Source organism: Granulicella aggregans, assembly GCF_014203275.1.
Classification (GTDB): domain Bacteria; phylum Acidobacteriota; class Terriglobia; order Terriglobales; family Acidobacteriaceae; genus Edaphobacter.
Genome location: NZ_JACHIP010000002.1, coordinates 1,186,664 through 1,211,771, shown reverse-complemented (window position 1 = coordinate 1,211,771; position 25,108 = coordinate 1,186,664). Strand labels below are relative to the sequence as shown.

Annotated in this window: 23 protein-coding genes; 10 read left to right on the top strand and 13 right to left on the bottom strand. The window is 59.3% G+C overall.

All coding sequences use genetic code 11. From position 1 onward, the window contains the following. The 3 genes from HDF16_RS10250 to HDF16_RS10240 form a co-directional block, all read right to left on the bottom strand. Window positions 1–458: helix-turn-helix domain-containing protein (locus HDF16_RS10250; protein ID WP_184216093.1), on the bottom strand; the 458-nt coding region annotated here is incomplete at its 3' end. 193 nt (window positions 459–651) lie between these two features. Further along, window positions 652–3,378, bottom strand: coding sequence for an ABC transporter permease (locus HDF16_RS10245; RefSeq protein WP_184216091.1), 2,727 nt, complete (start codon window positions 3,376–3,378; stop codon window positions 652–654). Between the two features lie 13 nt (window positions 3,379–3,391). Further along, window positions 3,392–3,724, bottom strand: coding sequence for a PadR family transcriptional regulator (locus HDF16_RS10240; RefSeq protein ID WP_184216317.1), 333 nt, complete (start codon window positions 3,722–3,724; stop codon window positions 3,392–3,394). A gap of 687 nt (window positions 3,725–4,411) precedes the next feature. Between HDF16_RS10240 and HDF16_RS10235 the strand changes: the two genes are divergently transcribed. The 3 genes from HDF16_RS10235 to HDF16_RS10225 all read left to right on the top strand — a co-directional run bounded on the left by HDF16_RS10235 (window position 4,412) and on the right by HDF16_RS10225 (window position 8,108). Then, window positions 4,412–4,852, top strand: coding sequence for a (2Fe-2S)-binding protein (locus HDF16_RS10235; protein WP_184216089.1), 441 nt, complete (start codon window positions 4,412–4,414; stop codon window positions 4,850–4,852). 23 nt (window positions 4,853–4,875) lie between these two features. Next, a complete protein-coding gene (locus HDF16_RS10230; RefSeq protein WP_184216087.1) occupies window positions 4,876–7,080 on the top strand; it encodes a xanthine dehydrogenase family protein molybdopterin-binding subunit in 2,205 nt (734 codons plus the stop codon). 626 nt (window positions 7,081–7,706) lie between these two features. Continuing rightward, the gene (locus HDF16_RS10225) at window positions 7,707–8,108 is read left to right on the top strand and encodes a hypothetical protein (protein ID WP_184216085.1); all 402 of its coding nucleotides are present in this window, start codon (window positions 7,707–7,709) and stop codon (window positions 8,106–8,108) included. Window positions 8,109–8,365: 257 nt separating this feature from the next. Here HDF16_RS10225 and HDF16_RS10220 read toward each other — a convergent pair whose 3' ends face one another. From HDF16_RS10220 to HDF16_RS10210, 3 genes are all read right to left on the bottom strand, one after another. Further along, a complete protein-coding gene (locus HDF16_RS10220) occupies window positions 8,366–8,740 on the bottom strand; it encodes a hypothetical protein (RefSeq protein WP_221312632.1) in 375 nt (124 codons plus the stop codon). 47 nt (window positions 8,741–8,787) lie between these two features. Further along, complete coding sequence (locus HDF16_RS10215; RefSeq protein ID WP_184216315.1) at window positions 8,788–9,123, bottom strand: barstar family protein; 336 nt, start codon at window positions 9,121–9,123, stop codon at window positions 8,788–8,790. Window positions 9,124–9,286: 163 nt separating this feature from the next. Then, window positions 9,287–9,964, bottom strand: a complete 678-nt coding sequence (locus tag HDF16_RS10210; RefSeq protein WP_184216079.1) for a MarC family protein — start codon at window positions 9,962–9,964, stop codon at window positions 9,287–9,289. A gap of 127 nt (window positions 9,965–10,091) precedes the next feature. Here HDF16_RS10210 and HDF16_RS10205 point away from each other — a divergent pair, with 127 nt between their 5' ends. Together HDF16_RS10205 and HDF16_RS10200 are read left to right on the top strand one after the other, a co-directional pair. After that, a complete protein-coding gene (locus tag HDF16_RS10205; protein ID WP_184216077.1) occupies window positions 10,092–10,856 on the top strand; it encodes a TIGR03435 family protein in 765 nt (254 codons plus the stop codon). 211 nt (window positions 10,857–11,067) lie between these two features. Beyond that, a complete protein-coding gene (locus tag HDF16_RS10200) occupies window positions 11,068–11,280 on the top strand; it encodes a hypothetical protein (protein WP_184216075.1) in 213 nt (70 codons plus the stop codon). Between the two features lie 136 nt (window positions 11,281–11,416). Here HDF16_RS10200 and HDF16_RS10195 read toward each other — a convergent pair whose 3' ends face one another. After that, a complete protein-coding gene (locus tag HDF16_RS10195) occupies window positions 11,417–12,610 on the bottom strand; it encodes a glycosyltransferase family 87 protein (protein ID WP_184216073.1) in 1,194 nt (397 codons plus the stop codon). 202 nt (window positions 12,611–12,812) lie between these two features. Between HDF16_RS10195 and rnpA the strand changes: the two genes are divergently transcribed. From rnpA to yidD, 3 genes are all read left to right on the top strand, one after another. Then, window positions 12,813–13,259 (top strand): ribonuclease P protein component, encoded by a 447-nt coding sequence (gene rnpA, locus HDF16_RS10190; protein ID WP_184216071.1) that lies wholly within the window; start codon window positions 12,813–12,815, stop codon window positions 13,257–13,259. A 73-nt stretch (window positions 13,260–13,332) separates the two neighbouring features. Continuing rightward, window positions 13,333–14,595, top strand: coding sequence for an ATP-binding protein (locus tag HDF16_RS10185; protein WP_184216069.1), 1,263 nt, complete (start codon window positions 13,333–13,335; stop codon window positions 14,593–14,595). A gap of 18 nt (window positions 14,596–14,613) precedes the next feature. After that, window positions 14,614–14,868: a membrane protein insertion efficiency factor YidD gene (gene yidD, locus HDF16_RS10180; protein ID WP_184216067.1), complete on the top strand. Its 255-nt coding sequence runs from the start codon at window positions 14,614–14,616 to the stop codon at window positions 14,866–14,868. 340 nt (window positions 14,869–15,208) lie between these two features. On the opposite strand, the gene HDF16_RS10175 is transcribed toward yidD, so the two are convergent. After that, window positions 15,209–17,302, bottom strand: coding sequence for a PP2C family protein-serine/threonine phosphatase (locus HDF16_RS10175; RefSeq protein WP_184216064.1), 2,094 nt, complete (start codon window positions 17,300–17,302; stop codon window positions 15,209–15,211). 562 nt (window positions 17,303–17,864) lie between these two features. Between HDF16_RS10175 and yidC the strand changes: the two genes are divergently transcribed. Together yidC and HDF16_RS10165 are read left to right on the top strand one after the other, a co-directional pair. Continuing rightward, window positions 17,865–19,697, top strand: coding sequence for a membrane protein insertase YidC (yidC, locus tag HDF16_RS10170; protein ID WP_184216062.1), 1,833 nt, complete (start codon window positions 17,865–17,867; stop codon window positions 19,695–19,697). Between the two features lie 347 nt (window positions 19,698–20,044). Beyond that, on the top strand, window positions 20,045–20,572 hold the full coding sequence (locus HDF16_RS10165) for a hypothetical protein (protein WP_184216060.1): 528 nt from the start codon (window positions 20,045–20,047) through the stop codon (window positions 20,570–20,572). 9 nt (window positions 20,573–20,581) lie between these two features. Here HDF16_RS10165 and HDF16_RS10160 read toward each other — a convergent pair whose 3' ends face one another. The 5 genes from HDF16_RS10160 to thrS form a co-directional block, all read right to left on the bottom strand. Then, window positions 20,582–21,076, bottom strand: coding sequence for an SRPBCC family protein (locus HDF16_RS10160; RefSeq protein ID WP_184216058.1), 495 nt, complete (start codon window positions 21,074–21,076; stop codon window positions 20,582–20,584). A 9-nt stretch (window positions 21,077–21,085) separates the two neighbouring features. Beyond that, entirely contained in the window at window positions 21,086–21,568 is a 483-nt protein-coding gene (locus tag HDF16_RS10155; protein WP_184216056.1) for an SRPBCC family protein, read from the bottom strand. A 3-nt stretch (window positions 21,569–21,571) separates the two neighbouring features. Further along, entirely contained in the window at window positions 21,572–21,922 is a 351-nt protein-coding gene (locus tag HDF16_RS10150; RefSeq protein WP_184216054.1) for an HNH endonuclease signature motif containing protein, read from the bottom strand. Beyond that, window positions 21,915–22,622 (bottom strand): phytanoyl-CoA dioxygenase family protein, encoded by a 708-nt coding sequence (locus HDF16_RS10145; protein ID WP_184216052.1) that lies wholly within the window; start codon window positions 22,620–22,622, stop codon window positions 21,915–21,917. The genes HDF16_RS10150 and HDF16_RS10145 overlap by 8 nt, the downstream gene beginning before the upstream one ends. A 429-nt stretch (window positions 22,623–23,051) precedes the next feature. Continuing rightward, window positions 23,052–25,106 carry a threonine--tRNA ligase gene (gene thrS / locus HDF16_RS10140; protein ID WP_246408934.1) on the bottom strand — a complete coding sequence of 685 codons (2,055 nt, stop codon included), beginning with the start codon at window positions 25,104–25,106 and terminating at the stop codon, window positions 23,052–23,054. Window positions 25,107–25,108 lie beyond the last annotated feature (2 nt).

Here is a 25,108-nt window from a genome sequence, read left to right as displayed (position 1 = left end):
GAGATCTGCTGCGGCGACCAGTCTCGGATCAGTTTACCGGCCACGATCAGGCGCAGCTTCCTGTGGTGGGCAAGCCGGCAGGGCTTGGGCCGCAGCGCCGACCTCCAGGCCCGCTGATCAGCCTCACTGGCTCGATACATCAGGCGGCCGCCATGACGCGCCACCTCCCGGCTCACCGTAGACGCTGTCCGCTCGAGACCTCTGGCTATCTCACGAATCGACGAACCGGAAGCAATGCCTCGCGAGATCTCTTCCCGCTCCGCCAACGTGAGCGTTCGCTGCGAGCGCCGACGGACAGCAGGAGCGATCCCGCCGTGCTTCGATAACAGGAACTGAATCGAGCCATGGTCCTTGTCGAAGGCACGACCAATCGCGTGTAACGACTCGCCCGCTTTCCAACGCCGCCAAATCTCGGACTTCTGCTCCGCAGAAAGACCATGACGTCTCTCTTGTCTCATACACACCACCTCTCAAGAAATGATCTAAATCAGATGGTGTTGCATCGACCGGTTGAGACCGCCCCGACTTTGCGGACGTTTCGCTATTAGGCTCAGCCTTAGTTAATGAGTGCCTCGGCGATTTGGCGACGAATGAGCAGCCGTCTCTTGCTAACCTCTCTGATAGCGGAGATGGGTAGTCTTTGCGTGTTGGTCATTCCCTGCGAAGCGCCACCGTAGGATCGAGATGAGCCGCCTGGTGCGCCGGAAGATAGCCGGACATAGTAGAGACCAACATCAGTGTGACAACGGCCCCGAGAAGGCTGGCGACGTCAGTGCCAGGGAGGCCATAAAGCATGTTTGCGACGAGGCGGCTTCCGGCGATTGAAACGGGAATTCCCACGGCGATGCCGATCGTCACCAGCAAAACGATGTCACTCATGATAAGCCAACTCACGTTGCCACGAGTTGCGCCGATGGCTATGCGAATACCGATCTCGTTGGTGCGCCGGCTCACCATGTAAGACATGAGGCCGTAGATGCCGATGCAAGAGAGAAAGACCGCGAGAAGACCGAAGAAGGTTGAGAGCTGGGCAACCACACGTTGATTCGTCATGGTGCGCGAGACTTGCTCGTCGAGCGTGGTCACACCACTGATGGGCAGATCACGATTGACGCTATGGATCGTCTGTTGCACTGCATTCGAGAGGGTATTGAAGTTCCCGTCGAAACGAACTGCAAAGCTTCCATAGCCCCAGGGACGTTGCGGATTGGGGATGTAGTCGATGTACTCGGGGTCTTCCTGGAGGTCTCCGAATTTTACGTCCTTAACGATGCCGACAACCTCAACGTCGGTATTGGGGATGGGGTCGTATCCGGTAAAGTAGTGACGCCCGATAGGATTAACGCCTGCAGGAAAAAGTTCCTTTGCCATGCGCTCGCTGATGATAGCGACCTTGTGGGACGTGGCAGTATCCTGTGGGCCAAAGATGCGGCCTGCAACAAGAGGGATCTGCATGGTGGCAAAGTATCCATTTCCGATCGTGTTGTGCTTGACATCGATCTTTTCATTCATGGTCATTCCGGGTACGTTGACAGCGGTGTTCCAACTCCCCTGAGCAAAAACGAACGAAGCGAAGCTGGCGGCCCTCACTCCGGGCAGCGCACTGACGCGCCTCTCGATCTCCTGGAACATTAAGACCATTCGTGGGTCGCTCTCCGGCAAGCCAGTGACATTTGAATCCACCTCGAGACGAAGCACGCCTTCGCGATTAAAGCCGGTATCTAACTTGGTGAGATTCACAAGGGTACGGACAAACAGGATTGCCCCTACCATCAGGACCAGAGAGATGGCGACCTGCGCGATAATAAGGCATTTTCCCAACGTGCTGCGGGAATTGCCGCCCCCCGCTGAACCACGTCCATCCTTGAGCGCATTGGTAAGTTTTACTTGTGTCCCACGTACGGCAGGGATGATGCCAAAGAAGACGGCTGTAGCTACTGTCACGGCGAAGGTGAAGAGAAGCAAGCGAGTGTTGATCGAAACGTCCAGGGGAAGGACTTCAGAGCCTCGCGATACCATGTGAAGCAGCAGTCGGTCGGCAACCGCAGCGAGGCCGATTCCGGCGGCACCTCCACCGAGCGCAAGCATGAGACTTTCTGTAAGTAGCTGCCGCACGATGCGAATGCGGCGTGCACCCAGCGCCTGCCGTACTGCGAACTCACGCGCTCTTGCGGTCGAACGGGCGAGCAGCAGGTTTGCAATGTTCGCGCAGGCAATGAGAAGCACAAGCGCTGTCGCTGCCATCAGGACCTCTAACGGTGCGGAGAAAGATCGCCGTAGCGATGACAGCCCTCGCGTCATTGGCGTCAGCACCACGTGCGTTTTGCTCAGACTTTCAACGTTTCGCGGGATCAGTTTAACGTCCGGGAAGGCGCGGGTAATCTGCTGATAAAGCAGGTTGACGTCTGCGGTCGCCTTTTCACGGGTGACGTCGGGCTTCAGTCGTCCCATGATGTGCATCGATTGTGCGAAGTTGTCTTTGTACCCGTTCAGGCCGGGTGGAATTGACTCCATCATGGACATGGGGATCCAGACCTCTGGAGCTTCGCCGACTCTGGTGCCGAAGAACTCCGGAGGAGTAACGCCGACGATCTGGAATGTTGACGTACCAAGCTTGATCTTTCTACCGAGCACATTTGTATCGCCGCCCAGGGCTCGCTTCCACCAGGCATAGCTGATAACCGCAACGGGATGATCACCCTCTGAGCTATCGTCATCCTCTGTGATGGCTCTGCCCATGGCGGTTCGGATGCCCAGCGTCTGAAAGTATGAGCCGGAGACGAGTTGCACCTTCATCGCCTGCATCTCGCCGTTGCCATTCAGCGTCCCGTGGATGTCCATCGAGTAGCTGTAGACTGCGGCGAGATTGGAGAAGACTGCGTTCTTCTGCTGCATCTGCCGAAAAAAGGGATAGGAGTACAGCGTGGTCGAGCCATATCGATCCGTGATGCCCATTTCGTCCCCATCGCCTAAAACGACGAGACGGGCCGGATCCTTGACTGGAAGGGACCGAAGCAGGACCGCGTCGATAAAGCTGAAGATTGCCGTATTGGCACCGATGCCAAGCGCCAGAGAGAGCAACGCCACTAGCGTCAACCCGGGGCTGCGGAACATCGACCGCGCACCGTAACGCACATCCTGTGTCAGACTTTCGAGCCAGTTCCATCCCCATGCGCCGTAGCTTGCCTCTCGGATGGACACAGCATTACCGAAGCTGCGGTGTGCTGCACTACGGGCGGCCTGGGAAGACATGCCGGATGCGGCGTAATGTTCCTCGCGAAGCTCCCTGTGTAGTCGCATCTCTTCGTCGAGGTCTCCCTGAAATCGCTTGCCTCGCACTAGCATCGTCACGCGTCGAACGAACTCGTCGAAGTGCATCCCAGCTTCTCCTTTATGCCATCTGAATGACGCGATTGATCGCGCCAAATACTCGTCCGAACTGTGAGAGTTCCGTCTGAAGCTGCTTACGGCCAGCAGCGGTCAGCTTGTAGTAGCGGGCGCGGCGATTACCAGCGGTCACGCCCCATTCTGCGGTTACCCATCCCTTGATCAGCATGCGTTGAAGCGCGGGGTAGAGCGAGCCCTCTTCCACCTGAAGAATGTTCTCGGAGCTTTGCTGGATGGAGTTTGCCATCTCGTAGCCATGCAGCGGACCGTGAAGTGAGAGGGTTTTTAGGATAAGAAGATAGAGCGTTCCCGGCGGGATCTCATCACGTTTGATCATCGGCACGTTGGCGCTCCTCGTTCCATAGTTAGACTATGGCAAGGAATATAAGCGCCGGAGAGCGGCTATGACAACTTTTCGATCAAGATTAGCGGTTCCGATTTGTACTCAAGTCATCGTGGGTTGGCTGAGGGGAAAAGATAGATCATGAGGAATCACCAACCGAGGAAGCCATCCTCTCGGTTCGCGATAGCAGGCCGATTCACTCTTTGAGTTCGGGGTCGTTCGCGAAAAACGCCATTTCGGCAGCTTCGAGCCTTCATGTCACCCGCGTTGCCTATCGACGACAACGTCGCGAACTTGCCGCAAACATCGACTTTCCGGGAGCTACGTTCACAGTCCCCGACTCTCTTGGTGAGTGCATTGGCGTTTTTGCATATTTCCAGGAAGGCTCAAGGACACTACAACTTTCCCGGGATTCATGTTTCAGCGCACCACTGAGAAAATGGGTTCGTTGCATCTTATCGGTTCGCTATGGTACAAGAATGTCGTGCCTGTGTAGAGCTTTGTCTGTTCCCGAACTACTGGGAGACACCCCGGGCAACGAGCGGGACAGGATCGTCCCCAAGAGGCACTACAGCTGAACCAACTTGATTGACCTGCCAGGTTAAGTCGTTGGGCCCAAACATCAGCTGAGGTCTGTCAAATTTCTCTTCCTTAGCCCCCAATTTCAGATCGGAGACATTCATGGTCACGCTCACTATCAACGGCGTCGTGCAAGAGGTTAACGTTCCTTCCAACGAGATCCCGATGCTCTGGGTGTTAAGAGACATCGTGGGTCTCACCGGCACGAAGTACGGGTGCGGCATCGAGGTATGCGGCGCATGCACCATTCTTGTTGACGGCAGCCCTCGGAAATCCTGCCAGATGAGCGTGAACGAAGGGGTCGGACGCTCGATCACAACGGTCGAGGGACTTTCCCCGGACGGGGTGAGCCATCCCCTCCAGAAGGCATGGGTTCAGCTGCAGGTGCCGCAATGCGGATACTGCCAGTCGGGCATGTTAATGAGCGCCTGTGCCCACTACAACAGCGGCTCCAACGGAGACGGCATTGAGATCGACAACCTGTGTGTGTGCGGAACCTACCAACGAGTAAAGCAAGCCATCCAGTTGGCTGCCACTCTCTAACCTGCGGGACGAGGAGACGTGTCATGGCTATCGGACTTATGGAAGCTGCTCCAAACGCGGAGCAGATGCAGGAAGGCCTCTCTCTTCCGAGCGGAATCAAACCGTCACGACGTCAGTTTCTGGTCAGCGCCACGGGCGGCTTCATGTTGCAGTTCTGCCTGCCGGGCCTGTCCCGGTTCGCCTCTGCAGCGGGCGTGCCGGCTCCCACGGCGATCAATTCCTACATTCAGATCGGAACGGATAGCCGCATTACGGTTCTGTTCGGCGGCTGCGAACTCGGCCAGGGCGCTATGTCCGGACTCGCACAGATCGCGGCCGAAGAGTTGATGGTCGAGTGGACTCAGGTCAAGAGCGCACTTGCTCCTCTCGGACCGATCACCTATATCACCGGAGGCAGCAGTGCTATCCGGAACAACTATCTTCCCCTGCGGCAGGCCGGTGCGGCCGTCCGCATGATGCTTATCCGGGCTGCGTCAAACCACTGGGGAGTTTCTGTGAATCAGTGCTACGCCAACAATGGCACGGTGATCGACGCACCCACCAAGCGAGTCCTTACATACGGCGCCCTCGCTTTGGCAGCCTCGAAGCTTGCGCCACCGGCCAAGCCCACATTGATCCCCGACGCCGCGCTTCGCCTTATCGGCAAACCACTGGTGCGGTTGGATATGGCCGACAAGACAAATGGCCGAGCCATCTACGGCATCGATGTCCGTCTTCCTGGAATGGTCTACGCTGCGGTCCGGCACGCGCCGATGCTGGGAGGGACCCTGGCGAGCACGCCAACGAATCGCAATGGCGTCACCTTCGTCAATCTCGGCACTGCTGTTGCTGCCGTCGCTGGTGATACTCATTCGGCCTTCTCCGCACTCGGCGAGGGCGACGATGATGGTGGCGGAAGCGGAGGTGGTGGCTTCAAGTGGACTACGCCGCCGAATGCCGCGCAGATCGCCAGCACGGTGTTTGCGACGCAGGCGGCCACGATTATGAAGCAGGGCCCCGTTCTCGAGTCAGAGGTCGTCGGGTCTGCTCTAGCCGCCAAGAGCACCTCTACAACGACGATCGACGCCACATACTCAGTTCCGTACCTCGCGCATGCTTGTCTGGAGGTTCTGAACTGCACGGTCAATCTCACACCTACCTTTTGCGAGATCTGGGCCCCGACACAGGTGGCGGGCTGGGCCCAGGCGGCTGCGGCCGCAATTACCGGGCTTCCTCTGGCAGCCGTCAAGGTAAACGTCACGTACCTGGGCGGAGGCCTGGGCCGCAAGCTGGAGACTGACTGCATTGTGCAGGCGGTCCAGATTGCCAAGGCAATCAAGAAGCCGGTCAAGCTCACCTGGCCACGCCAAGAAGACTTCCAGCGCGACAAGTACCGTCCCATGGCGGTGTCGTACCTGAGGGGCAGCCTGGACTCCAGCCACAACATCGTGGCCTGGTGGAATCGTGTCGTAACTCCATCCATCTCCGCGCAAAAGGGCTTCATCACGGCCGGCGCGGAAGACGGTGGAGCCGTCGAAGGAGCGGTTACGCTTCCATACGCCATGGTGAACCGTCTCGTGGAGTTCGGGCCGCACCCTTCTCCCGTTCCCATTGGCTGGTGGCGATCGGTAGGCGTCTCGTACAACGCCTTTTTCGTCGAGAGCTTCATCGACGAACTGGCCCATGCGACATCGCAGGATCCCTACCAGTACAGGCGGCGACTACTGGTTAACAATCCGCGTTTTCTGGCGGTCCTCGACGCAGCCGCGGAACTGGGGGGATGGAACACCACGCTTGCCAACGGTCACGCACGCGGGATCGCGATTGCGGAGACGTTCGGCACGGTGGTGGCACAGGTGGTCGAGATCTCCGGCGCGTCGGCGACGGGCTTGCGTGTCGTCAGCGTCGCCTGCGCGGTCGATCTGGGTCGGGCCATCAATCCCGATTCGATCGAAGCACAGATGCAGGGCGGCATCGTGCATGGTATGGGTGCGGCTCTCTGGGGGCACATCACCTTCGCAAACGCTGCGGCCAGCGTACAGAACTTCAACACCTACCGTCTGGTGAAGATGTCCGACATGCCCACCATCAAGGTGAAGATCCTCCCGAGCACCAATCCACCCAGCGGAGCGGGCGAGCCGGGCGTCCCTCCCTTCGCTCCAGCGCTCGCGAATGCGTACTTCCGCGCCACCGGCATCCGCGCCCGCAGTCTGCCGCTCTTTCCCGCAGCAAGCCACATGGGCGACTAACCGCTGCAAAGGACTCATACCGTCATCTCAAGGGCTTACGAGAGGGAGTTCTCCGATCGACAGGCGCGGCAGGATTGATCGCTCTAGAGTGGCTTGTTGTTTCGATGGTTTCCTGAGTTGAGGTTTCTTATCGACTATCCGCTCACACGTCCCTGTTGGGTTCGGCCAGCCGACCAGTGTTCGGCGATCTGCCTCCATGATCCTGCTTGACGGCAACAGGCCGAGTCACGCATCGAGTGCTCTCTGATCAACTTGACGCTCAAAACCACTTGAAAACGGGGATAGCGGCAAGTCCGACCTCCCGGGTGCTGGAGCCGCGTTCTTTCCCAAAACAAAGACTCTGCGGAGGGTTCGATTTCCGAGGCACCCAGAAGTGCTATTCCTTCGAGGGAGGGAGACTGAGAGCGTTAGAAGGTGGGTGATCCGGCTTCGTATTTAGCGCTAATCGATCTACGTTTCGCGCTGGCTGCTTGCGGGGTCACGTTGCCGCGATGAGTCCACCGACGTTTTTGTTTTATCTCGTGCTCGGGGTCCCCTTCCTTTCAGCCAGTATAGGTTGCTACTTGTTCGGGAGCGCATCTCCGGCGTTGCGCTGGAGAAGACCGATACGCCTCATCGCTGTCGTGATGCTTTCATCATCCTTTCTGTCTTTCGGATATTGTCGGCGTGCCTATGAAGTGAGTCGTCCGCCCGAAGTGATATCAGGGGTTGTCAAAACGAATTGGGGCTACCGCCAAACAGATTTTGAAGTACGTTCGAGCTCGGGAGAGGTTGTCTCGTTCGACGCGCTCGGTTTGGCAGCGTTGGACGGTCAGTTCGCGCGGGTGAGGTATTTACCGCTATCCCATCAAGTCCTCAGCATCGAAGGCCGCCGGTCCGATGGCGCCTTCTACGATATGGAATACCACGATAAAGCAACTTTTTTGACCAAGTGGATGTTGGCCACAGCTCTGCTGCTTGTCATCGGCTCCGCCTCGGTAGTGGCGGAAGGAACAAAGGTTTGCGGCAAAACTCGCGCAGAACAATAGGCGACACCATTCACACGATTGCAGAAGACGACGACACTCCCGGCATGAAGTGGAGGTTCCTAGATGACCGACTTGTCTCTCGGGAAGAATTTTTGGGGCATGAGAAAAAAAACGTTCGCGACGGGATTTGATGGCCCCTGTCCTCAAGATAGGGACAGGCCTAATAAACGGCGTTAGCGGAAGGTCGTGTCGAAGTTTCCTATAACACCGACTTTCGAGCAAGTCGGCTGCTTGGCGGGGAAACCCTTTTACTTCACTCATAGAAGAAGCCAAAGGGAAATAGCTCCGGCGATGACACCGAGCGTGAATGCAATAACGATCCACCGCTTTACATTGCTGATTTCGTGAACAGGGCCCGTGCGCGGACTCGCAGCAGGTTTTTCCGGCGCAAGATCCTCCAAGGCTTTTTCGGGGCTGGCAAATCGCGTTGATAGTAGGACATGAGCATGAATGAGTATCCACTGGTCGATTTCAGCTTGAATCTCCGCCTTGACGCCCGCAACTGTAGTGCGATCTCGGGCTGCTTCCAGTGTGGCGACTTTTGTCCTGATACCGTCGATATCGGTTTGGAGATCCATATCTATGGCAGAAAGTTTATCCCAGAGGCTGCGGCGCAGGGCTTGGTCTGCCAAGGGAATGCAAAACGGCGTTTTAGGAGACTTCGGGTGCTCCTCGCTTCTTATCGGTGGAAGCTGAGCGCCAAAACCGACGGGTCTCCCACTTCAAGTCGTCGCCAGTTTACGAAGGCTGAGCACTCGATGACGGCGTTGTACTGCTCCGGGCAGCGTTCCGCGAAATCCTTGACGTTTGACAGAGAAAGCGTCACCACAGACCCACGCTCACAGTGAACGGTGGACATGCCGTCCTCTGGTGCGTCTAAGGACGTCAAGCAGTCGATCCATGCATCCATGTTTCTGCCGTAGAAGGCTGGGAAACCAAAGGCCCCGGCGAACTCGTCATGGAACGAGTCCCAATCTTTGATGCTGTTGCAGTCTAGCGACACCTTCGCTGTCATCACGGTTCAAACATAGAACAATCCGGACTTGCGAATGTAAAACGGGGTTGTCGGAAACTGATCTGGTTTGGTCCCTGTTGCCGACGCTGTTTTGCAAAATCTGACTGCAGGCGGCAGACAGTTTAGTTGAAGGTAGCGAGTATTCGTTGGCGAACAGAGATCTCTAGTGCTTTGAGATTGTCGAAATCAGATAGGAGAGGCCGTTCCATGTAATCTGCACGCCGATGCAGATCGTGATGAACGCTACAACCCGAAGGATTCCATGGGCTGTCGTGGGAGAAATGGTCTGGGTGATTCTGGGTGCGTAGGCGTAGCACACATACACCGCCGCGCTCAGCACGAGCACAGCAACGAGGAGCCCTATGTGCCCCAGGACATTTTGTGAGATCGGACTGCCTGAGAAGCGCGCGCTCAAAGTCAAGACCGTGACCAGTGTTCCCGGCCCGGAGGTGACGGGAAAGGTAAAGGGATAGAAAGCCTTCTGTTCCAAATTGCGCAAGCTGGTGCTCTGGTCGAGCTGGATTTCTTCGCGCTTGTTGCGAGCACTGGCCTCGGAGTCCTGCTCGTTCAGCACAGACCAACCAATGCTCGCGATCACGATCCCGCCTGCCACCTGCACGATCGGCAGGGAGATTCCAAAGAAGTTAAGGATCGCGGATCCCAAGAGTTCAATCACCGCGAGGAAGACGATATTGTTGACCGCGATCTTTCGGGCGAGCGATCGATAAACCCCGGAAGGCACCTCTCCCACTAGACCAAGAAAGACGAGCGACGACCCGAGGGGATTGATGAGCGGCAACAGGGCGCTAAACGATATTAAGAAGGCATTCCAGATGAGCAAGAGCTTCTCCCATGTGTGAGGATACGGGACGAAGGACGGCCAAGCTCGGATAGCATGCGTTTGTATCCGCAAGGAAAGGGGCAGATCGATGAGGGGACTTCGCGAAAGAAACAGAGGTGGCTGGCTGATGTTGGGATTGCTTTGGGTCGTTGGACTGGGCTACGCCTGCGCACAGGCGACTTCGGCGAAGACAAATGCGGACCTAGCGTTTGAGGCAGCGACGATCAAGCCGGCCGCACCTTCGCCGGACGGACATACGCACATCAATTACCCGGAGGGTGGACGATTCAGCGCGATCAACATTACCCTGATCAACCTAACGGGGTGGGCCTACGACATGCCGCAGAAGCAGATTCTGGATGGGCCATCGTGGATGAACTCGACGCGGTTTGATTTTCAGGCGACGACCGACTCAGCGGCGGATGTAATGCTGCGGGCAATGACGTCGGAACAAGACCGTATGGTCAAACGACGCATGGTGCAAAGACTTTTAGAGGATCGGTTCTCGATGAAGCTGCATCGCGAGACACGCGTGCTCCCAGCTTATGATCTGGTGGTGGCGAAGAGTGGGTCGAAACTTACGGCAAGTCAGTCGAATGGGAAGAGCTATGGCGGCGGGAGGACGTACTTCCACGCTGAAGGGCTTTCGATGGACTTGATCGCCGAGCAGCTATCGCAGATTACAGGGCGGATAGTGGTAGACAAGACTGGCCTGGACGGACGGTATGACTTCAAACTGAAGTGGACGCCTGATGATGCGCCCGCGAGTGAGGATTCATCGCCGGAGTTGTTCACGGCGATCGAGGAACAACTGGGGCTGCAGCTGAAGCCTGCGAAAGAGCCGGTCGCGGTCCTGGTGGTCGACCACGTCGAGTCGTCGTCTCCAAACTGACGGATGTCCATTTCCCTCAGAAACGGGCTATGGGAAGCTTCCGACGTTACCTTGTGTCGAGTTGCTAGCTCAAATCCTTGTTGCTAGGCCTACATTGTCCAGTTCGCGTCCCATTCAAAACAGGTGAAGAGGTCGCATCTTGAGGGAAATTATTTGTGGTTGCGGGAAGCCGCAACGTGATACATTTCTGTCCCGAGTAAAGGAGTCGAACATGACAAACATCAAAGCAACGGAGGAAGTGATCCTAGTAATTGGCCAACAAGGTGGTGACGGCGGGTATTCGGTGCTGACTCCACACGGCATCACGAAGGTCCCAAGCAATAATCCTGAGGCTCACGCGGCGTTTGACGCTGTGGCGAAGAGCTTTGCAAAGCTGCAGGCAATCGCAGCGAAAGGACAAGTAGGGGTGCAGGCTGGTAGATAGAGACGTTCGTCCTTCCTGAGGCTGGATCGGTGAGGCCGACTGACTTTGCGGGTGATGAACGAACGACAGGAGCGATACTTTCGCGCATAAGCGTCAGCAAGTAAATTGTCCTCACGCTCGCGGTGCTTATGGCTTCTTAGGTCGCGTATGCGAGGCCTGGTTTGGCTACCTCGCGGGACGCGATCGCCCTCCGCAGCGTGACACCTAGAAGGGCTCCGAGAATCCATGGCCCTGTCTGGAGATGGGTCGTTGTGGCGACCCACGCCATCGGAAGAGGCAAGAGCCAGGCGGCGATTAGGGTGGGGCGCTCGCCTCTGATCCAGCCGCTATGTAGCCCTGCGAGAGAGAGCCAGAGGATTGGGAGCGCTAACCAGGTCAGATCATAGACCTGCATGTAGGGGCTCACCATGAGAGTCGCGGTCATCAGTGATGCGCCGCGCAATCTCCAGTCGTCGCAGGAACGCCATACCTTCCATACGGCGGCGATCGCGAGCATGGCCACCAACGCGTGAAGGGCATACGCGGCTCGGAGCGGGGTACCTAGGAATCGCAGGAAGGAGAAGACGGTCGGCATCTTCTCGCGGCAGGCGCCATCTTCGAGAAGCGCTCGCGCATAGCCGAGACTGGCGAAGGTCTGTTTCAGCGCTGCAGATCCCATGACCCGGACGCTGACGAGGACAAACGCGACGGTCGTGATTGCGGCGGAAGCGAAGGTGCGCCACGCGCCGATCGCGATGAGAGCGACTGGAAAGAGAAGAGCGAGATGGGGCTTGATCGCCAGGAGGCCGATGAAGACGCCGGCGAGGATGGGGCGTCGCTTCAGGCTGAGCAAGGCTGAACCGGCGAGCGCGGCGGTAAGGAACCCGTTCTGCCCATAGAGGAGATTGATCCACAGGCCGGGAGACGCGGCCAGGCACCAGAGCGCGGTGCGGTTTCTGGTAACGCGTCGAGAGACCAGCAGAAAGAAGGTCAGCGTCGCGATCTCGAAGGCCCAGTAGGCGAGTTTGTAGGGCAACAGGCTGAGCGGAAGGACCACCAGGTAAAAGGTGGGTGGATAGAACCATGGCGTGCCGTCCCTGAGTGCGGGCGTCACGATCCTTTCGGTCTGGACGAGGATTGCGCCGTTATAGATGTCGGTCGCGTGGCCTGCGAGGCCGAGACGTGAGGCGGCCCAGAACTCGGCGAAGTCGGAGCCGAAGTGGGGGCCGTTCAGACAGACTACGGCCAGAAGGAATTCTATACAGAGGAAGCCGGCGAGCAACGCGAACATCCCCGGCGGCGGATCGGCCGGCAGAGTGCTGGTTTGTCCCTGCCGAGAACTCTGCTCCATTGGCCTCTCCTTGCAGCCTCCTATGCTATGAGGGGGATACGTCCTGTCCACTACAACTTTGGCGTGGGGTTGCGCGGACGGGCCCGGGTTTCCCGGAGTGGGCGGTTCATGTGATTGCGGAGAGCTTATCGGCCAGTGAGCTAGCAAGGTCAGTGAGCCAGCGAGGTATACAGGCGAAGGCTGCGCGCTTTAGGCTTGTGGGATGGGTCCTCTTATCTTCAGGCTGCGGAAACATGCCGATTACCAGCGGGTTTATAAGGCGAGCCGCAAACAGTTCTCGAAGCAGATGAGTTATTTTTTTGTGCTTCGCTCGCCGCTGGAGATCGAGAGTGACGCCGACGGCGCGGAGGGTGCGCGGGTCGGGCTGACTGTGGGTAAGGTGATGGGTAAGGCGGTAGACCGGAACCGGATCAAGCGGCGGATGCGGGAGGCGGTAAGGAAGAATCTTGGAGCGCTGACGACTCCTGTGGATGTGGTGCTGCATCCGAGGCGGTCGGTGATCGACCTGGAGTTTGCGGTGTTGGAGCGCGAGGTGGGGACGGTGTTCAAGACGATCCAGAAGCTGGCGGCGCGGATGAGACGGGAAGATGAAACGCCGAACGGGAGCGATCCAAAGCCGGATTTAGCATCGAGCGACGCCGGGAAGTAATCTATTCGCGGTGTGCCGGAGTAATCTATTCTCCCGCGAGGCTAACTTTATACAATCACCATTACCAACCTCAGTGTTTACCGCACCCATCCCGGAAGACGACGCCGACCGCCTCGCCACGCTCTATCGCTACTCGATTCTGGATACGCAGCCGGAGCAGGGGTTTGAGGATGTGACGACTCTGGCGAGCGAGATCTGCGGAACGCGTTTTTCGCTGATCTCGTTTGTGGATCTGAACCGGCAGTGGTTCAAATCGGAGGTGGGGCTGGGGTCTTCGGAGACGGGGCGAGCTGAGAGCTTCTGCGCGTGCGCGCTGACGAGTCCGGAGCCGCTGATCGTGGAGGACACGCTGGCTGATCCCCGGTTTGCCGAAAATCCGCTGGTGCTGGGGGAGCCGGGCATACGGTTCTACGCGGGAGCTCCACTGGTTGCGCCGAACGGGCATGTTTTAGGAACGGTCTGCGTCTTCGATACTGAGCCGCGAACGATCTCGGCTAGCCAGGTGCTGGCGCTGAAGGCGCTCTCGCGACAGGTGATGTTGTTGCTGGAGGCTCGGCTGCGGCTGCTGGAGAACGAGCGGGCGGCAGCGGCGCTGATGCAGCAGGAGAAGCTGGCGGTAGTGGGACGGCTGGCCTCGAGCATGGCGCACGAGATCAACAATCCTTTGGAAGCGGTGACCAACCCGTTGTGGCTTTCGCAGCAGAGGTCCGAGGACGGCCAGATCAAGGAATGGCTGGGTATGGCCGACAAGGAACTGCGGCGGGTCTCGACGATCGCGAACCAGGCGTTGCGGATGCATAAGCAGGCCAGCGCTCCGCAGTTGGCGACCTGCGACGTGCTGTTTTCAGGGGTTCTGATGGCGTACGAGTCGCGTATCCGGAACGCTGGGATCGAAGTGGAGAAACGTAAACGGGCGACTGAGCCGGTGGTGTGCTTCGAAGGGGATGTGCGGCAGGCGCTGGGGAACGTGCTGGGGAATGCGATTGATGCGATGAGCCAGGGAGGGCGACTGTTTCTTCGCAGCAGGATGGGGCGGGACTGGAGGAGCGGACGGGCGGGGGTGGTGCTGACGATCGCCGATAACGGAACCGGGATGAGCCAGGAGGTCCGCCGGAGGGCGTTCGAAGCTTTCTTTTCGACAAAGGGCATTGGAGGGTCGGGGCTTGGGCTGTGGATCAGCGCGGAGATTCTGCAGAGGCACCTTGGGCGGATCCTGCTGCGCAGCAGTCCGAGACCGAGAAGATCAGGGACGGTTGTGACGGTCTTTCTTCCGCTGGAGGCTGCGGTCGCCGGGCCACTAACGGTTGCGCGACCGCTCCCGCCGTTTGCCTGCTGATTTGCTGAGGGTTTGTCTATGAGTCGGAATGCTTCCGATGGTGATTCTACGGGGCTCCGCGTTGCGTTCTTCCTGTACAAGCGGGTGTTGTCGCCGGTGGCTCATGCGGTGAGTCCGACGCAGTGTTTGTATCTGCCGACGTGCTCGGAGTATGCGTATGTGGCGCTGCACCGGTTTGGGGTTTTGCGGGGGTCGTGGATGGCGATGAAACGGTTGGGGAGGTGCCATCCGTTCGCCAAGGGTGGGTTTGATCCGGTGCCGGAGAGGGATTGATCGTGGGGCTTCACGGGTTTCGAGGCTGAAGGGTTCGAGCGGTTTGGGTGATGTTAGGGGTGTTGGGATCCTTCGACTTCGCTCAGGATGACGGCAGGAACGAATAACGACAGCAACAAGAGCAAGGGCCAATGCGGGGGTATCTCCACTGCGCCATGCGATACAGCCGCATTGGCTTCGGTCGAGATGACGATTTCTTATTGGTTGGAAAGATGCTCGGTTGACGGTTTACGTCCCACCCATGGCCAGGTGCGAGCCATGGGTGGGGCACCCGGCACTGGGCCGTGGTGGCTCGTCCCACATCTGGCGATAGGGCTGCCAGATATGGGGCACACGGCATCTAGGCTGGGGTCAGCTCGCGTGACGGCATCGTCATGTCGACTGTTTTCAGGTCTATCGACATGCGTTCGCGTTTGTCGTCGGGGGCTACTCGTACCAGCTTTACTACCGAGATATCGTCGCTTTGGCCGAAGTTCTTTGCGGCTTCGGCGATGGCGCGCACGGTTGGTTTGGAACGCATGAGCGCGGCTGTCCGGTCGAAGCCGTACAGCTCATCCTTTGCGTTCTGGGCTTCGAGGACGCCGTCGGTGTAGAGCGTGATCTCGTCGTCCTGCTGCAGGTTGAAGCGGACGGTGTCGAAGGTGGCCCCGGGGATGAGACCCAGTGGGAGCGATCCCTCCACCGACATCTCTTCCCCGTTCAGGAAGGGTGCGAGATGCCCGGCGTTGGCCATCGCGACCTCGCCTGTTGCGCTGACATGGAGCACGACGCAGGTGGCGAAGCCGCCGCTGGTGCGTCCGATCAGCCTGCGGTTCAGGCCGTTGAGGATCTCGACCGGGTCCATCGTGTAGTCGGCCAGGGTGCGGATGGTGCCTACGATGAGCGAGACCGTCATCGCCGCCTTCAGGCCCTTGCCGCTCACGTCCGCCAAGACGATCAGCACGTCGCCCGCATCGCCGGGAAGCACCTGGAACATATCGCCACCCACCTCTTCAGCCGGCCAGTAGAGGCTGCTGATGGCAAAGCCTTCCACCGGCGCGACCGACTCCGGCACCAGCACCTGCTGCACCTCGCGCGCCGACTGCACCTCCGCGAGAAGCGCCGCCTGCTGCCTCCGTTCCAGCGCCTGCTGCCGGACGACGGTCCACACCATCACCACCAGCACCCCAATCCCGATCTGGGTCTTCAACGTGACCAGGTACGGGCCAAGGTGGATCGCCGCTGCCGCGATCAGCGCCGCGAAGTCGATGTGCGTAAACCGCTTGAACTGCCCCAGCGCGGCATTCACCAGGTTGTAGGCCTCGAGCGTCACGCAGGCCAGCGCCATCGGCAGCAGCGCCAGATCGCGAAGCCGTCGCAGCCCTGCCGCCACTAGCACAAACAGGTAGAGCGGCACCATCGAGTAGATGGCCGTCGTCACCCCGTCGATGACCTGAAGCACTGGCCGCCCCGAAGCCCACATGAAGAGCGCAACCACATCCACCGCACACGAGACCAGGTACACCGCGACAAAGATCGCCGTCGTTCGCCGCCACAGCCTCTCCCGGTCCAGGCCGAACAACGTCAAGACCAGCATCCACACCCCAATGTCGACGCCAGCGTCGTAAAGCTGCAAATACAGTTGGTGCCACCCATAGTCCACAGATCGCTGAAAATCCGGAAACGCAGCCACCACGGTACACGCGGAGCACAGCAGAAAGACCCCAAGCCACAGGTTCAGTTTCCGACGCCGGTTGATCGCCCACAAACCGAGGGAAAATCCCCCAATTACCGCAAAAAAGACATACAGGACAATGAGGATCAGGCGCGCCCGCTCGTACTTCACATCTGCCAGTTGCAGCCGGTCTTCCAGCAGCTTGCTGTCCCCAATCGCTGGCGGGCCATGCAAACCGCCGCCGTCATTCGGTTCCACGGTGCCGAGCATTGTCTTCCACACCCGCACCGCCAGCACGCCGTTCAGCCTTCCCTCCGCGTCCGGCTTGGGTAGAGAGTAGACATCTGCATAGTTCCGCAGGTGCCAGTGCGCATGGGGCGGCAGCGACCCATCTCCGCCAATCTTCTCCCCGTTCCAGTAGAGCTCGTACACATCGTCGACCGGCGGCATGGCGATCGAGACCGGCCCCTTCACGCCATCCATCTCGATGGCCCGCCGATACCAGGCGAAGCCGGTGTAGCCGGGGTGCGTCTGCGCGCCCCAGGGATCGTCGGCGGTGAGGGTCTCCCAGCCGGCTGTGGGAGTGGTGTCGTCCAGCTTGGGGTCGGCCCAGGCGGCATCGTCGCCGGTGTGGAAGCGCCAGTCGCCTTTGACCGTCACCACGCCTTTGCCGGGATAGGGCGCCTTAAACTCCTGCGCTTTTACTTGTGGGTTGAAGCAGGTGAAGAGACACAAAGACAAAGCTGGAAACAAAACCAAGGAGCCAAACAAACGCTTCATGCAAAACCCTCGTGCGGGAAAGGTGAGAGATGAGGATCGATTGAGCCGAGGCAAGCCTCGGATAGTGGTTTCCGGGGGAATGGTTCCGCCCATGATAACGCGGGTACTTGCGGGGTGCGGCGACGGGTGTGGGGCTGAGTGGAATGCATAACCCCAGGGGCTTAGCCCCGAAGTGGTGGCGGGCGGGAGCGCCGAGGCTGAAGGCTTGGCTTACCTAGAAGCAAAGGCAAGTGCAAAGGCAAATGTGGGGGTCTCTCCCCGGCGCGATGCTCGACGTTCCAGAATGCGAGGTATTGGCGGGCGGCGGTGGCAGACCCATCCATGGCCAAGTGCGAGCCATGGGTGGGGCACCCGGCACCCGGCTGCGCTCAGAATGACGGACTCTCAGTGGTGAGCGAGGAAAGCTCGTATTTACGCGGAGCATTTATCATTAGAGGTGGTGTCGCGGAGCCTTCGCTGCGGGGATCAAACCCTTGCGCGGAGTTCAGAGAAGTCTGAACAGGCTGGAGCGACGCTGGCCCGATGGCCAAGATGGACAACGATGTACTAGATAGGAAGTTTCGTGGCAGAGTTCAAGAATCCGAACCAGGCAAGCGCAGGCAGCGGCGGTACCCAGGACAACAAGTCCCTCATCCTGATGATGATCGTCATGGTGGGCGTGTTCTTCGGGCTGCAGTATTACCGGCAGAAGACGAATCCTCCGCTGGCAAACCCGGCGACCCAGAACGGCGGCCAGAGTGCGGGCCAGGCCGCGGCGCAGCGCACGGTGGAGACGCCGTCGACAGTAGCGGCTCCGGTTGGTCAGGTTCAGGCAGCATTGGGCACACAGGCTATGCCGGCTATTCAGGCAGTGGCCGAGACGACTACTGTGCTCGAGAACGAGCTGTACAAGATCGTCTTCTCGAACCGCGGCGGGCAGGTGGTGAGCTGGATCCTGAAGAAGCAGAAGGACGCGGACGGCAAGCCGCTGAACTTGGTACACGAGCAGGCGGCGAAGGCGTTCGGATATCCGCTGTCGCTGTTTACGTATGACAGTGCGACGACGGCCGCAGTGAACTCGGCGATGTATGTGGCGTCGGCGACCGGGTCGATTTCGACGCCGGGGAGCGTGAGCTTCCACTACGCGGCGAATGGGCTGGATGTAACGAAGACGTTCTCGTTCGACGAGACCTACCTGATCCATGCGGATGTGCTGGTGACGCGCAATGGAGTTCCGGTGCGGGCGCTGATCAGCTGGCCGGGAGGGTTTGGCGACCAGGACAATGCGATGGCTTACAACAGCGCGCAGTTCGACACCATGCGGGATACGAAGGAAGAGCATCTCGCTCCTAAAAAGGTGACGAACGGCGACACGTTGAACGGGCCGTTCGAGTGGGTGGGCGTGAGCGATATGTACTTCGCTGCGGTCTTCCTGCCGGACTCGCCTGCGACGGCTACGGTGTCGACGCTCTCGAACCAGATCGACGTGGCGAAGACGATCAAGAAGACGGGCTTCAGTTCGAACTCGGACAAGCCGGTGCTGGTGCCGGTGCTGGGAACGGCGCTGGGCGATACAAGCGGGCACACGACGGCGCGGATCTATGTCGGGCCGAAGCTGGTGAATGTGCTGCGCGGGATCCATCCGACGGGGTCGAAAGAGTCTTTGGAGCCGCTGCTGGACTTTGGATTCTTTGGGCCGATCGGAAAGTACCTCTTCCTCGCCCTGCAGTCCATCCACTCCTACGTGACCTTGAACTGGAGCGGGTCCTGGGGATGGGCGATTGTCTTCCTTACCGTCGCGATCAACCTGCTGATTCTGCCGCTGCGGGTGAAGACCATGCAGAGCGGTCTGAAGATGCAGCGCATCCAGCCGCAGATGGACGCGATCAAGGAGAAGTACAAGAAGTACAAGGTGACCGATCCGAAGCGGAACGATATGAACGCCGAGATCATGCAGCTGCAGAAGGACAACGGCGTGAATATGTTCGGCGGATGCATTCCGACGCTGATCCAGATGCCGCTGCTGTTTGCGTTCTTCGGGATGCTGCCGAAGGTGGTGGAGCTGAGGCATGCGAGCTGGTTCTGGCTGCCAGACCTGACGTCGGCGGACCCGTACCATATCCTGCCGATCATCATGATCGTGAGCCAGTTCCTGGTGCAGTTCTACACACCCTCGCCGGGTGTGGATCCGCAGCAGCAGAAGATGATGGCGTTCATGATGCCGGCGTTTTCGGGCTACATGACGTGGAACTATGCTTCGGGGCTGGCGCTGTACTGGTCCGTGGGCAACCTGATCGGGATTGCGCAGCAGGCGGTGATGAACCGGACCAGCCTGGGCCGCGAGATGCGGGAGATTGCAGCGAAACGGGCGCGGCGTAAGGCTGGGAATCCTCCTACAATTCAAGGCCGTCGGTAGAACTTTCAGATAACGAACTCTCCGGACCGACGAAGATGGGGTCTCCGAAAAGGTGTGTCCGGAGGTGCGGATTTGATCCTGTCAACAGGTCGCGTCTTATAAAGTAACGTTACGAAATAAGCTAATAATCGCGGGACCAATTATTTTCTTGGCCCACCTCGCAGGGGCTTATGTATGCTTTGCGACGTAACCTATGCGCAATCGGCCAAAGTATTTCGCAATCGACAAATGGTTCTCTGAGTCTCTGTCGTATCTAGCGATAGGATCACCGTCGCGCGGGCTACAGAGCTGGGATCCCTCGAGTAGTTTGCGGTGAAGTCTGAAGATTTGATCAGCCAGGCGGCCAAATGCGAAATCGACAGGAAATCAGCAAGAGAATTGCGGAACTGGTTCAACTACTTAGCGATATGGGTGAGCTGGAGATCCGGGCGGAGATCAGCTTCGACGAAGGTCCCCCTGGGTCGAACGAGCCCCGGATGCTGGTATACCTCACGGGCCGCGATACGCCCATCCTGATCGCGGACAATGGACGGGTACTGGAGGCGATCGAGAGCCTTTCGCTGGATATGCTGGGGTTATCGGGCACTGAGCGGGAGAAGATCCGGTTCGATGCGGGCAACTTCCTTGCCGAGCAGAGGCTGAGGCTGAGGCAGATTGCGCGGATGGCGATCCGGCATGTGGAGTTCAGCGGTTCGCCGCATGTCTTTCCTCCGATGAGTGCCCGGGACCGTAAGCTGCTGGGTGATGCGCTGCATCCCTCGGGGCTGAGCTACGAGACGCTAGGGCAGCAGTCGGCGCAGTGGGTGGTCCTGTTTCCGAAGGAACTGACGGGGCCGATGGGGAACTCCGAGGCGCGGTACTCAAGCCACAACTGAGCGACGCGCTCACGCGGGAAGGTGGGTCTTCCAGGCGTCGGTTTCGGCGAGGCGCTTGAGGAGAGCGAACCGGCGGCGGAGTAGACCCTTGATGTGGGGAACCATGATGGCTGCGCCGACCAGCGCGCCCATCGCGCCGAAGGGCATGGAGAAGCGGAGTTCGTCTTCGAGCAGGGTGCTAGCGCCGTCTTCGAGCGGGGTGAAGTGGTGGTCGTGCTGGAAGGTGGCGAAACGGCCGCGGCCCATGGTGTCCTGGAAGAAGTGCGGTGGGTCGAAGGCGGTGATGAGGGTCTCGTGGAGTTGGGGGAGGCCGAACTTCCAGCCGCGCCAGAGGAGGCGGTCGTTGGCGGCGATCATACCGCTAAGCCTGGCTTCGGGTGTGTAGGACACGGGGCGCATGGCAAGGGTGAGGGCGACGACCTCGATGCTGGTGGAGAGCGCGAAGCAGCGGTCGATGGGGGCGTGGATGGTGATGCTGTCGCGGAGCGTGAACTGTTTTCCCAAGTTATTCCTTCACACGCCCTCAGGAATAAACCTACGCCAGTCTTCGTGTCCAGCGGCATGCTTTATGACGGCATTGCGCTCTGTCAAAAACTTCGTGAAGTAGTTCTTCAGGATCAGCTGATCGACCAACGTTCCTAAGGGTTGGAACGGCGACTCGAACCGCAGTTCATCGCGCATCAGGGTCCCGCCGTCGATCTCGGCGAAGTGGTGGTCGTGTTCGAAGCTCTTGAACATGCCTTTCGTCATGGAGTCCTGGAAGAACGTTGGCCTGCTGTATCCGCTGATGATGCTGGTGTGGCGAAGTATGAACCCGAAATGACGGCCTTGCCAAGTGACGGTCTCGCCTGCACCGATGAGACCTGAAGTTACTCCTGCGACTGCCCGTTCAGATGTCTGGGCGGTGCTCTCGAGGTGGAGATCGATGCTGAGGGAGAGGAGGAAGCAGAGGTCGGGTGGGGCGGCGATCTTCGTTTCGAGCTGGATCGTTTGCATAGCCTATAGCTTGGCCAGGGCTTCGGCGTTGGCGTGGCAGCGGGGGCAGAGGAGACGGGTGTTCTCTGGCGTGTAGCCGGCGATGGCGCGGACGCGGTGGAGCTCGGCGCCGGTGGCGGGGAGGTCTTCTTCGCAGGAGGCGCAGAGATTGTTCTGCGACGTGCGTTTTTCTTCTTTGAGGCGCTTGCGATGGGTGGGGGTGCCGCGCTCGTCGAACTCGAGGCGCTTGGCGATGTAACGCTTGAGCTGGAAGCGGAGGGCTTCGTCGCCTGCGGAGGCGGCTTCGATTTTGGCGCGGAGATCGTCGAGGAGAGCGCGGGCGGTGAGACGGTCGGGTTCGGAGAGTTCAGGCATGATTTAATCCTGCCAACATTGGAGTTTTACGCTCGCGCCACCCTAAGCCGTTGGCTAGTTCGACGTTTGCGAAGTCGAAGTGGATGACGCGGCGGTGGCTTGGCACGGTGGATGGTGAGGAGGCGTGTATCAGGAGCGGACGCATGAGGAGAGCGTCGCCTGCGTCCGCTTCGCAGGTGATGGGAACTTGTTGCAATACCACCGCTTCAATTTCAGCCTGGCTTAGCTTGCCGTATTGATGTGTTGCGGAGATGACCCGGAGGGCGCCGTTTGAGGCCGGGCAGTCATCGAGATGAATACGAACTGAGAGCATGTTTTCCAGTATCTGCGCGGGCGGTTGGACGTGTTGGACGCCGGCTTTGATCGACCATGGACCGTAGCCGCTCGCTTCGATCCTATTTGTAACCGCTATGGTTACATCCTGATGCCATGGGACTTTCCAGTTTGCTTCGCCGGTCTTGTCGAAGAGGATGCCACGGACGGGGAAGGCTTCGGTGCCGAGGATGGGTTCGACAAGAGCGCGGATTTGAGGGGAGTCTGCCAACTCGCGGAAGGCTGGGATGTCGAGGAGGTTGCGAACGCCGCCGCGACCGTCTTCGGGAAGGATAGAGGATTCGATGAGAGCGGCAAGAGTCTCGGAGGGTAAGACGCCTCGGGCGATGGTGAAGCCGTCTTGGGCGATGGGTTTGGTGGGGATCATGCGGCAGGTTTGATGGTAATACGCGGGGTGGTGGCGGACCCACCCATGGCCAAGTGCTTGCCATGGGTGGGGCACCCGGCTTTGTGGCTCGGATAGAGGCGGGTTCGTTGGCTGAAAGAGGGAAGATTCTTCGGTGATGTGGGACCTCTCGGGGTCCTTCGCTTCGCTCAGGATGACGGCAAGAGCAAAGACGAAACAATCGCAGGGACAACGGTCAAAGGCGAAATGCGGGGTTCTCTCCAATGCGCGGCGGACGGTGAAGCTGCGCGCGCTTCGGTCGAGATGACGCTTCCTTGGTGGCGGGGGAGAAGCAGATCCTCCGCCTGCGGCGAAGGATGACAAGGGAAGGCTCAGTGGCGGTCCCATTCATCGCGATACTGCCGCGATGAATGGGGCACAGGGTGTTGGCTGGGGGCTAGACAGCGTTGTTTAGAGGGTTGCTGAACGGTCTTTGAGGAGCGTGGTGGTGCGTTCGATGAAGGTGGTTAAGGGGACGCTGCCTTCGTCGCCCTTGCCCCGGGTGCGGACGCTTACTGAGTCGGTGGCGGATTCCTTGTCGCCGAGGATGAGGACGAAAGGGACTTTTTGTAGCGTGAATTCGCGGATCTTGGCGTTCATCTTTTCGTTGCGGCCGTCGAGTTCTACGCGAAGGCCAGCGGCTTCGAGTTGCGCCTTAACCTTCTCGGCATATTCGAGGTGCTTGTCCGAAGAGATGGGGACGAGGCCGATCTGGACGGGAGCGAGCCAGAGGGGGAAGGCTCCGGCGTAGTGCTCGATGAGGACACCGAAGAAGCGTTCTACACTTCCGAACAACGCTCTATGCACCATCACGGGTTGGTGCATCTCGCCGTCTTCGCCCTTGTATTCGAGGCCGAAGCGTTCGGGCAGGGTGAAGTCGAACTGGACCGTTGAGAGCTGCCAGAGGCGACCGAGGACGTCGACGAGTTTGATGTCGATCTTGGGGCCGTAGAAGGCGGCTTCGCCGGGGATGGTGCGGAAGGGGATGCCTTTGCGATCGAGGGCGCGGTGCAGGGACTCGATGGCCAGGTTCCAGTTGGCCTCGGTGCCGGTGTAGGTCTTCTTGTCTTCGGGGTCCCAGGTGGAGAGCTCGACCTTGAACTCGGCAAAGCCGAAGGTGTGGAGGACGGACTGGGCGAACTCTACGCAGCCGATGACCTCGTCTTCGATCTGGGCCGGGGTGCAGAAGATGTGGGCGTCGTCCTGCGTGAAGCCGCGGACGCGGAGCAGGCCGTGCATGGTGCCGGAGCGTTCGTAGCGGTAGACGTTGCCCAGTTCCGCGTAGCGGACGGGAAGGTCGCGGTAGCTCTTGGGGGAGTTCTTGTAGATGAGGATGTGGCCGGGGCAGTTCATCGGCTTGAGGCGGTACTCGGCGTCGTCAAGCTCCATGGGGGGGTACATGTTCTCGGCGTAGTGGCCCTCGTGGCCGCTGATCTTCCAGAGCTCGCGCTTCATGATGTGCGGGGTGTAGACCATCTCGTAGCCGCGACGAATGCACTCGGACTTCATCCAATCTTCCATGGTCTTGCGGATGAGGCCGCCCTTGGGGTGCCAGAAGATGAGGCCGGAGCCGGCGACCTCCTGGATGGAGAAGAGGTCGAGTTGCTTGCCGAGGACGCGGTGGTCGCGGGCCTTGATCTCCTCGAGCCGCTTGAAGTGGGCGTCGAGGTCTTTCGCGTTGAAAAATGCAGTCCCGTAGATGCGTTGGAGCTGCTGGTTCTTCTCGTCGCCTAGCCAATAAGCTCCGGCTACGGAGGTGACTTTGAAGGCCTTGACGCGGCCGGTGGAGGGGACGTGCGGGCCACGGCAGAAGTCGGTGAAGTTGCCGTTCTTATACAGGGAGATGGACTCACCGGCGTGTGTGAAGCGCTCGATGAAGTGGACCTTCATGAACTCGCCCTGGGCGGCGTAGTCTTCGAGGCCTTTTTCGCGCGGCTCTTCTTCGCGGACGAACTTTTCGTCGCGGGCGACGACTTCGGCCATGCGGGCTTCGATGGCGGCGAGGTCGGCGTCGGAGAAGGGAGTCTCGCGATAGACGTCGTAGAAGAAGCCGGCGTCGGTGGCGGGGCCGTGGCCGAGCTTGGTCTCGGGGAAGAGCTCGAGAATGGCGGTCGCCATGACGTGCGCGGCGGAGTGGCGAACGACTTTGAGGGCGGCTTCGTCGGATTCTTTGAGGAGCTCGAGGGAGACGTCTTCAGTGAGCGGGGCGGTGAGGTCAACGAGTCTTTCTCCGGACGTGGCAGCGCCGTACATGGCGGCTTCGGAGGCTTCGGGGTCGCTGGCGTCGCCTTCGATCGTTTCGAGGGAGAGCGGCTTGATCCGCGCGATTACTACGGCTGCGGCGAGCCGGGGGGAGATGCTGGTCGCTACATCGAAGGGGGTGGTGCCCTTTGCTACTTCGCGCACGGAACCATCCGGCAATTGCACTCGAATCATCTGTACTGCTTCCATCACACTCTCACTCATAG

Coding starts and splice junctions, on each gene's coding strand:
- HDF16_RS10200 (WP_184216075.1), top strand. CDS start 11,068: ATGACAAACATCAAAGCAACGGAGGAAGTGATCCTAGTAATTGGCCAA.
- HDF16_RS10155 (WP_184216056.1), bottom strand. CDS start 21,568: ATGCAAACGATCCAGCTCGAAACGAAGATCGCCGCCCCACCCGACCTC.
- HDF16_RS10175 (WP_184216064.1), bottom strand. CDS start 17,302: ATGAAGCGTTTGTTTGGCTCCTTGGTTTTGTTTCCAGCTTTGTCTTTG.
- HDF16_RS10195 (WP_184216073.1), bottom strand. CDS start 12,610: ATGGAGCAGAGTTCTCGGCAGGGACAAACCAGCACTCTGCCGGCCGAT.
- rnpA (WP_184216071.1), top strand. CDS start 12,813: ATGGGTCCTCTTATCTTCAGGCTGCGGAAACATGCCGATTACCAGCGG.
- yidD (WP_184216067.1), top strand. CDS start 14,614: ATGAGTCGGAATGCTTCCGATGGTGATTCTACGGGGCTCCGCGTTGCG.
- HDF16_RS10235 (WP_184216089.1), top strand. CDS start 4,412: ATGGTCACGCTCACTATCAACGGCGTCGTGCAAGAGGTTAACGTTCCT.
- HDF16_RS10205 (WP_184216077.1), top strand. CDS start 10,092: ATGTTGGGATTGCTTTGGGTCGTTGGACTGGGCTACGCCTGCGCACAG.
- HDF16_RS10165 (WP_184216060.1), top strand. CDS start 20,045: ATGCGAAATCGACAGGAAATCAGCAAGAGAATTGCGGAACTGGTTCAA.
- HDF16_RS10225 (WP_184216085.1), top strand. CDS start 7,707: ATGCTTTCATCATCCTTTCTGTCTTTCGGATATTGTCGGCGTGCCTAT.
- HDF16_RS10245 (WP_184216091.1), bottom strand. CDS start 3,378: ATGCACTTCGACGAGTTCGTTCGACGCGTGACGATGCTAGTGCGAGGC.
- HDF16_RS10215 (WP_184216315.1), bottom strand. CDS start 9,123: ATGACAGCGAAGGTGTCGCTAGACTGCAACAGCATCAAAGATTGGGAC.
- HDF16_RS10145 (WP_184216052.1), bottom strand. CDS start 22,622: ATGATCCCCACCAAACCCATCGCCCAAGACGGCTTCACCATCGCCCGA.
- HDF16_RS10230 (WP_184216087.1), top strand. CDS start 4,876: ATGGCTATCGGACTTATGGAAGCTGCTCCAAACGCGGAGCAGATGCAG.
- HDF16_RS10240 (WP_184216317.1), bottom strand. CDS start 3,724: ATGATCAAACGTGATGAGATCCCGCCGGGAACGCTCTATCTTCTTATC.
- thrS (WP_246408934.1), bottom strand. CDS start 25,106: ATGAGTGAGAGTGTGATGGAAGCAGTACAGATGATTCGAGTGCAATTG.
- HDF16_RS10150 (WP_184216054.1), bottom strand. CDS start 21,922: ATGCCTGAACTCTCCGAACCCGACCGTCTCACCGCCCGCGCTCTCCTC.